Source organism: Thermoflexus sp. (assembly GCF_042408365.1).
In the GTDB taxonomy this organism is placed as follows: domain Bacteria; phylum Chloroflexota; class Anaerolineae; order Thermoflexales; family Thermoflexaceae; genus Thermoflexus.
This window is the reverse complement of record NZ_JBHOQJ010000288.1, coordinates 21,179-29,456: the sequence shown is the minus strand read 5'-3', so window position 1 is coordinate 29,456 and position 8,278 is coordinate 21,179. Positions and strand designations below refer to the sequence as shown.

The 8,278-nt window shown below is 66.7% G+C and carries 8 protein-coding genes; 1 reads left to right on the top strand and 7 read right to left on the bottom strand.

The window, feature by feature from the left end; genetic code table 11:
* Positions 1-289 precede the first annotated feature (289 nt).
* On the bottom strand, positions 290-1,564 hold the full coding sequence (locus tag ACFMO5_RS13365; protein WP_376793246.1) for a thiamine pyrophosphate-dependent enzyme: 1,275 nt from the start codon (positions 1,562-1,564) through the stop codon (positions 290-292).
* On the bottom strand, positions 1,561-2,676 hold the full coding sequence (locus ACFMO5_RS13360; protein ID WP_376793245.1) for a hypothetical protein: 1,116 nt from the start codon (positions 2,674-2,676) through the stop codon (positions 1,561-1,563). The genes ACFMO5_RS13365 and ACFMO5_RS13360 overlap by 4 nt, the downstream gene beginning before the upstream one ends.
* A 296-nt stretch (positions 2,677-2,972) precedes the next feature.
* Between ACFMO5_RS13360 and radA the strand changes: the two genes are divergently transcribed.
* Complete coding sequence (gene radA, locus ACFMO5_RS13355) at positions 2,973-4,337, top strand: DNA repair protein RadA (RefSeq protein WP_376793244.1); 1,365 nt, start codon at positions 2,973-2,975, stop codon at positions 4,335-4,337.
* A gap of 69 nt (positions 4,338-4,406) precedes the next feature.
* Here the strand turns inward: radA and ACFMO5_RS13350 are convergent, their stop codons facing one another.
* From ACFMO5_RS13350 to ACFMO5_RS13330, 5 genes are all read right to left on the bottom strand, one after another.
* Positions 4,407-5,138, bottom strand: a complete 732-nt coding sequence (locus tag ACFMO5_RS13350; RefSeq protein WP_376793243.1) for a DUF72 domain-containing protein — start codon at positions 5,136-5,138, stop codon at positions 4,407-4,409.
* Between the two features lie 90 nt (positions 5,139-5,228).
* The gene (locus ACFMO5_RS13345; RefSeq protein WP_376793242.1) at positions 5,229-5,774 is read right to left on the bottom strand and encodes a hypothetical protein; all 546 of its coding nucleotides are present in this window, start codon (positions 5,772-5,774) and stop codon (positions 5,229-5,231) included.
* A 70-nt stretch (positions 5,775-5,844) separates the two neighbouring features.
* A complete protein-coding gene (locus tag ACFMO5_RS13340; protein WP_376793241.1) occupies positions 5,845-6,093 on the bottom strand; it encodes a MoaD/ThiS family protein in 249 nt (82 codons plus the stop codon).
* Position 6,094: 1 nt separating this feature from the next.
* Positions 6,095-6,559, bottom strand: a complete 465-nt coding sequence (locus tag ACFMO5_RS13335; RefSeq protein ID WP_376793240.1) for a hypothetical protein — start codon at positions 6,557-6,559, stop codon at positions 6,095-6,097.
* On the bottom strand, positions 6,556-8,136 hold the full coding sequence (locus ACFMO5_RS13330) for a hypothetical protein (RefSeq protein ID WP_376793239.1): 1,581 nt from the start codon (positions 8,134-8,136) through the stop codon (positions 6,556-6,558). Before ACFMO5_RS13330 ends, ACFMO5_RS13335 begins: the two co-directional genes overlap by 4 nt.
* Positions 8,137-8,278 lie beyond the last annotated feature (142 nt).

Here is an 8,278-nt window from a genome sequence, read left to right as displayed (position 1 = left end):
AGTCGCACTGGCATGGCCCTCCTTGGGCGCACCCCAGACAGCAATAGGGCTGGCGATCCACAATGACCGGCTGCCACTCGATCTCGATCCCGCAGTTCCGGCAGATCAGCGGCACAGACTCCCCCTACGCCGGGATCGCCTCTCATTCTACGCGGGTTCTATTAGAGGAGCATTAGAGGGAAGCAGGCGTTCCGTATGTAGGGGAAGGGCAGAAAGCCACCCCCAGGGCGCGATTCCCGGTGCCCTGGGGGGCGCCTCCCGGAGGAGGTCCGCCCACCCGTGCCACCGGTTACGGTTGTGGGACAGCGAAGATCTCCATCGGAACCCGGTCGGCCAGGGAGCTCTCCCGCACGGCCTCCAACAACGCCGCCGGAGGCAGGATCCCGGTCTCCCAGAGCACAGTCCACAAGGCGTAAAGGGCCGCGTGCCGCGCCCCCGCACGCCTTCGGAAATCCCGGATCCGCACCTCCGCCCCGGTCTCCGGGACCGGCAACGAGGCGTCGATCCAGAGCACCCCTTTCGGCAGCGCGCGGATCCGATCCTGCTGATTCCGCAACCCATCTATGGAAGTGATCACCACGGCGTCCGGCTCCTCGACGCCATGATAAAAAATCGGGGAGCGCGAAAGGATCACTTCCGCTGTGGAAAAGCCAACCCCCACGGTGACAGGATAGCTCCCCTTTTTCGTTGCGTGAAGGCCGGCGGCCATCGCGGCCCGTGCCAGGATCTCCGCCGCCTGCTGGATCCCCTCCCCCGCCGAGCCGCTCAGGATCAGCGCCCAGCGCCCCTCCAAAGGGGAGACGAACCGAACCTCCACCGGGGGCAGATCCAACAACCCCTCCCCCCGCCGGGGCCCCTCCGCCCGCGCCGGCAAACGGAAAGCCGGGCGGGGTGGATGGGTCCATACCCCGAGGGGGTATCCGGCCTCCTCGGCCAGGGCCTTCAACCGCAGCTGAGGGTTCCACTTCACCCCATAACTGGTGCAGAGCTCCAGGACCTCCACCAGGGCGAAGCCCTCGGTTTCCAGGGCCTGGCGAAGGATCTCCGAGAAATCCCCCACCCCGAGGACGCGGGCGACGAAGGGGGCGCCGGCGTCATGGACCAGCCGGCACAAATCGTGCGGCGGCAGGGAGGTCCCCTGGGGGGTGATCGCCGTGCGGAAGCCGCGCGGGGTCAAGCTGCTGGGCTGCCCCCCGGTCATCCCGTAAAGCATGTTGTTGTGCACCACCACCGTCAGATCCACGTTCATCCGCGCCGCTTCCAGGATGTGTTGCATGCCGATCGTCGCCCCGCCGTCCCCGATATAGACGATGACCTTCTTGCCAGGGGGAAGCCCCATCGCGATCCCCGCGGCCAGGGCCACGGAGCGTCCGTGAAGGCCATGAACGGTATGCGTCGCGAAATGGCCATCCACGATCCCGTGGCAGCCGATGTCGGTCACCAGGATCACATCTAGGGGCTTCACCCCGATCCCCTCCAAGGCCTTCACGGTGCTGCGGACCACATGGTGATGCCCGCAGCCCTTACAAAACGGCAGCTCCGAGTTGGTCAGGAACGCGCTCATGGGGCCAGCACCTCCCGAACGATCTCCTCGGGGCGCACCATGCGACCAACGGCGCCGACGGTCCGGATCTTCCCCGGAACCCGCCGGCCGAACAGCAGCCGGGCCAGCTGGCCCTGGGCGTTCTCCTCCGCGATCACCACGCGCGGGTAGCGATCGATCACCTCGGAATAGATCGCCGGAACCGGCAGGAGCGTGCGGACAAGGAGGAGGGAGACCGGGACCCCCCGAGCCCGGAGGGTGAACACCGCCTCCCGGGCCGCCCCGCTGGTGACGTCGTAGCTCACCACCAAGGCCTGGGCCCCTTCGGGCTCATCGAGATGATAGAGCACCGGCGTCAGCGCCTCCACCTTCTCTCCCAGACGGCGGGTGTTGGCCATCGCCTCCTCGCTGGTATGCTGAAGAAGGCCCGAGCGATCGTGGGTGGAGGCGTTCAACCGCACCAAGCGGTCGTCGTCCCCGACGGGCACAAACGGGGGGACCCATCCTTCGCCAGCGTCGTAAGAGCGGTAAGGGCCTGGGCCGGCGTAGCGCGCGCGGGGCACCGGCTCGATCTCCGGCAACCGGGACCGATCGAAGGTGACCTGGGTCATCACCATCTCCTTGGAGCTCAGGAGCACCACCGGCGTGCGCAGCGCCACCGCGGTCCGCAGGGCGATCGGCGGCAGGGCCCAGCAATCCTCCAGATCCGAGATGCAGAGAACCGGAAGCGGGTACCCCCCCGAGATCAGCCCGTCCAACAACAACAGGTCCCCCTGGGCGCCGGCGGTCGCGGTCCCCGTGGAGGGCCCGAGCCGCTGGACGAGGATGATCAGCATGGGAAGCTCCATCATGTAGGCCATGTTGATCGACTCCACCATGAGGGCGAAGCCGGGGAACGAGGTGGCCGTCACCGGGAGATACCCCGCGGCGGAGAGGCCGGCCATCCACTGCAGGGCGGTGATCTCATCGGGGGCCGGCAAAGCGACCGGGAAACGCCGGCTGGCGTAGGTGAAGATCAGGTTCGCCGGGGAGATCGGGTATCCGACATAAACATCCGCCCCCGCCCGCACGCAGGCTTCGACGATCAGACGGGAACCGTCCAAAAGCACCGGATAGGAATGGACGATCGACATGGAAGGCGCCGCTCCGAACCGGGATATGGACCTCGATCCGGATCCTGGCCCCTCCCCAGCAGGATCATCCTACGGTTTGCCCCAAAGGGCAAATCGGTGGCGCCGAAGGCCCACGACGGTTCGCGCGGTTCGAGCTATCATAAATGGAGGATCGCTCGCGGTTTCGGTGTGGATTGGAGGGGCTGGGCGCTCCCGAAAGCGGCGCCAGCCCCTCCAAGACCCTTAGGGGAACGGCTTCGTTTGGGAGATATAGGGTGGAAGGGGCCGGCAACCCCTCCTCCTCAAAGGAGATCCGAATGGCCCGAACGCGGACCCAGTATGTTTGTCAAAAATGCGGCGCGGTGCACCCCAAGTGGATGGGGCGATGCCCGGATTGTGGGGAATGGAACACCCTGGTGGAGGTCTCCCCCACCCCCTCCGTTCGCGCGGTGGGCCTCAAAGGGGCGCCGGGCGCCCAGCCGGTCCCCCTCCCAGCTGTGGAAACGGCCGGCGTGGAGCGATGGCCATTGCCGATCGGGGAGTTCGCCCGGGTGCTGGGGGGCGGCGTGGTGCCCGGCTCCCTCGTCCTGGTCGCCGGCGACCCGGGCATCGGGAAATCCACCCTGCTGATGCAGCTGGCCGACCGCATGGCCGGCCCCGAGTTCCCGGTCCTTTACATCTCCGGTGAGGAATCCCTAGGCCAGCTGAAAATGCGGGCCGATCGCCTGGGGCTGGGCAACCCCCACCTTTATCTGTTGAACGAAACCCGCATGGACGCCCTCATCGATCACCTCCAGGCGCTGCGCCCCCGCCTGGCGATCGTGGACTCCATCCAAACCGTTTACGTGGAGGAGATCCCCTCCCCTCCCGGCAGCATCAGCCAGGTGCGCGAGTGCGCGGTCCGGTTCCAGGCCCTGGCCAAAAACCTGGGGATCACCGTCTTCCTCATCGGCCACGTGACCAAAGCCGGATTGATCGCGGGGCCGAAGCTCCTGGAGCACATCGTCGATACGGTTCTTTATCTGGAGGGGGATCGCTACCATGCCTTCCGCATGCTCCGCAGCGTGAAGAACCGCTTCGGCGCCACCTCTGAAGTGGGCGTCTTCGAGATGCGAGGGGATGGGATGGCGGAGGTGCCCAACCCCTCGGAGCTCTTCCTGGCCGAGCGCCTCGTCCAGGCCTCCGGCTCCGCCGTCGCGGTGACCATGGAAGGAACCCGCCCGCTGCTGGTGGAGATCCAGGCCCTGGTCAGCCCGGCACCCCCGGGGACCGCCCGGCGCACGGCGAACGGGATCGATCCCTACCGCCTGCTCCTGCTGGTCGCGGTGCTGACGAAGCGGGTGGGCCTGCGCCTGCATGATCACGATCTGTTCGTGAACGTGGTCGGGGGGCTGCGGGTGGACGAGCCGGCGGCCGATCTGGCGGTGGCTCTGGCCATCGTTTCCTCCGCCCGGGATCGTCCCTTGCCGCCGGACATGGTGTTCATCGGGGAGGTGGGGCTCTCCGGGGAGCTGCGGGCGGTGGGGCAGCTGGAGCTGCGCCTGGCGGAGGCCGCCAAGCTGGGCTTCCGGCGCTGTCTCCTGCCCCGCATGGTCCGCCGCCTCCGGGAGGCCCCGGAGGGCCTCGCGCTGCTTCCCGCCCGCACCTTAGCGGAAGCGATCTCGATCGCGTTCGCCGAGTAGGGATCCCCTGCTTCCATGGGGCTGGGCGCCCCCAGCGCCCAGCCCTCCAAACATCCGCCGGCCGCCGGGTCAAACCCCTTCCAGCATCTCCCGCAACTCCATCGCGTTGATCACCGCGTGCCCGAAGGCGTCGTTGTTAAAGTAAACGTAGACCTCATGGCCCGCTTGAAGGAAGCCCCGGATCCGCTCCGCCCATTGGGAGAGCTCCTCCCGGCTATAGCGGCCCGCGTAGAGGGCGGTCGATCCATGAAGGCGGATGTAGACGATCGGCCCGGTGACCCAAAGCGGCGAGGAAAGATCCGGCATATCGAACAGGCAGAACCCCAGGCCGTAGCGTTCCAGCGTCGCGCGGACGGGCGCCACGAACCAGCGAGGATCCCGGAACTCAAAGACGTGAGGGAGCTCCGGCGGGAGGAGCGCGGCGAACGCCGCCAAACGGTCGGGATCCGCTCCCCAGCCCGGCGGGAGCTGATACAGGATGGGGCCCAGGTGGTCGCCCAGGCGCCGGGCCCGCTCCAGGAACCGCGCGAGGGGCTCCGCGCAATCCTTCAGGCGGCGGATGTGGGTGAGGTAGCGGTTCGCCTTCACGGCGTAGCGAAAGCCGGGAGGAGCTTGTTCCCGCCAGCGGTCAAAGGCCGCCTCGGAGGGCAGGCGGTAGAAGGTGTTGTTGATCTCCACCGTCTCGAAGTGAGCGGCGTAATGCGAGAACCAGCGGCTCTGAGGGAGATCCTCCGGGTAAAAGACCCCCCGCCAGTGTGGATAGATCCATCCGGACGTCCCGATCCAGCAGCGGGGATTCATAGGCGTCGCGCCCTCTTTGCGCCGATTGGGAACCGGCCTCCTGGGACGCTTCGCGCCGGGCGTCAACCTGCGCGGAATGACCCCTGAGATCTAACGCTCGCCCAAGATGATCGCACTGCGTTCCGCTCCGCGGGCGACCGCCGGGGCTTCCGGGGCGGCCTCCTCCAACTCCTTCATCCGCGCGGCCAATCCCTCCACCTCATCCAGGTGCAGGTGCAACGTCTCCGCCAGATCCAGCAGCGCGCGGATCAGCTGACGCTCAAAGGCGTGCCGGAAGGTGGCTAAGGAATCGAAGACGGTGTGCTCGATCCCCTCGCCCTGCTCGCTCAACCACAGAGCGGCTGCCGGGCTGTGGGCAGTGTCTTTCACGAAGACCAGCATGCGCTTCCTCGCCCGGAGGGCCCGCGTCCACTCCAATCCCATGGGGGCTGAATAATCCATGCCCAAGATGAACACGTACAGATGCGCAGCCTCCACCGCCTCCAGGGCGGGGGCCAGCGCCTCGCCCGGCCGCGGGGTGTGCCGGATCTCCCATCCCAGCCGGACGGGGAGCCTAGCGACCACCTGGCCGACGACCTCCCGCTCCGCCTCCAGCTCCGGACTGCTGGTCACAAAGAGCCGGATCGGTTCCGCCATGGCGCGGCTCGCCTTCTCGAAGAGGTTTCGGGAATGGCTGCTCAAGGGGCCTGCGACAAGGGATCCCTTTTCACCGCCCGTCCCCGCCCACGACCGGCGGGAAAAGACGGACGAGATCCCCCGGTCTCAGCGGCGTGTCCAGGGTGGCTTGGGTCTCATTCACGAAGACCGCGTGGATCAAATCCGCAGGGATCCCCAGCGCAGCAGCGATGTCCCGGGGGGTGCCGTTCTCTGGGATCTCGAGCGGGATGCCTTCATCCTGAACCCCGGCGGGGCGATAGCGGCGGAGGATCGCATGCAATTTCACCGTCACCTGCATCTCACTCCTCCAAGACGGGCCGGATCCCCCGATGCACCACACGCCCGCCGATGGTCTGCAGGATCTTGCGGGGATCCTCCCACCGGCCGGTGCGCGCTTGAAGGACCTGGGACATCTGTTTCGGTGTCAGCGGTTGATTGCCGTTAATGAGCAACAACCGGAACACGGCGTCTGTTAACGGCGTCTGGGGGGTGAGGAAATCCAACTGATGGCTGCAGTGCTGAAGCAGGATATGCCACAGCCCATCCATCCGCCGGACCTCCGCGGTCTCCGGATCCACCCAATCGATCTCGGCGGCCTCAGGCTGTGCCAAGAACCAATCCCGGTGTTCCGGGCACAGATGGCTCATCAGGTAAGCGCGGAAATCCTTCCCCTCCCGCTTCCACCAGTCCAGGTCGATGCGGAAAGGGGTGTCCAGCGTCGGCTTGATCAGCCGCTGGGTCGCAACCCGCGGGCGGTCGCTCATGGCCTCTCCTCCGTCCATCGCCAATACCCGTCGCCCAGGTACACGCATCCGGGCAGGCCCATGATGTCCTCGAACAGCGCCTCTGGGGGCACCCGGATCAGCATGTTCACCGCCTGATAGAGGGTGCGGGCATGGACCGTGCCCTGGGGGGTGAGGCCGGCCAGCGCGGGGAAGAGATGCTGGGCCAACGCCCGCGCCGGGCGGTTCCGCCAGCGCGGCCACAGCTCCTCCAACGCCGCCGGGTCGTCGATGAAGATCAAACCCTGGTCATCGAACTCGCCAGGGATCTGGCGGCGGAGCATCTCGAAGGTCAAGCGGCCCTCCTCCACCCGCAACACCCGCACCCAATCGCGCCGGCTACGGCCCTGGAGCCGCACACGGATCACGCCCGGCTGGCGGGCCCGCTGGAAAACCACCAAGCAGCCCGGCTGAACCTGGCGGGCTTGATACCATTCCTTCAAGCCAAATACATATTTGCGCTCCCGCACCACCCAGCCGGGCCACCGTCGGCCATCCGTCGGATCCTCGAACTCGAAGCGGATGCGATGGGTTCGCCCCAGCGGGAAAACCTGGGCCGTGCGCCGGGTCAACGGCGCCGTCCCGCTGGCCAGATGGGGATATGTGGCGATCCACACGACCTCCTCCGCCTCCCCCAACCCGGGCCGGATCTCCTCGGGGGTGCTGAGCTCGTCATCGATCTCCGCCGCGATCTGACGCAGGGCCTCGTCCAACCGCTCGGCGGTTCCGGTGTAAAACCGCCCCTGCAGACGCGGGGGAGTCTCTAAGACCTCCGGGGGCTCCATCCGGCGGAGGAACCAAAGGAATTGGCCCGCCGGGCCCACCTCATCGAAGCGAGGATCCCGATAGAGGGCCGCATTCAGGGAGAAGATCTGCAACGATAGGGGAACATCGGCCGGCAGCTCCAGATGGGGAAGCAGCGCCTCGGGCGGCACCGGGCCGCCCTCCTGGACATCGAGGACGGCCTCCACCAGGTTCAGATGCCCTTCGTGGAACTCCACCAACAACGCCTTCGGGAACCAATGATCCCCTACCCGAACGAAGTCGGGGCTGGATTCCAAACGGGCGAGGAGCTGCTCTTGGATCCGAGGGCCCCACGCCGCCCAAACCTCCTCCAAGCGCACGCCCTTCTCGTCCGGGCCATGCACCTGATCCAGATCGTTGAGGCGGTGGGGGAGCGGATACTCCGCTGCGAACTCCCGAACGGTCCCATCGTCCTCGAAGCGCACCTGGATCACCTTGAAGGGGCCGATCTCCGGGTTCCGGCCATCCCGGATGCCCACCACGGTCCCGATGGCGAAATTCAGGTGGGGGAAGAACAGACGCTCCCCCACCTGGTAACGCTCTTTGGGGCGAAACACGCGGGCGCCGGTTAAGAAGGCACGGCGTCGCTCCTCAAACTCCTGGAGACGACGCTGGATCAGCAGGCGGGCGAGCTCCTCCGCAGTGCGGGGAACAGGATCCTCTAGGAACCGGTTCAACAACGCCTCGAGATCCGCTTCGGTAACTTCCAGATGTTCCCAATCGATCGCGCCAGGCCATGCCTTCGTCACACCCATCTCCTCATCCATCTACGCCGAGATCGAAGAAGGAGTCATACCCGGCCTCAACCAAGCCAACTTGGGGAAATCAGGGATGGCCATGGATGATCCCGCAAGCCCCCGTCGCCTCTCCCAGGGATTCGGAAAGAGGTCATGGTCG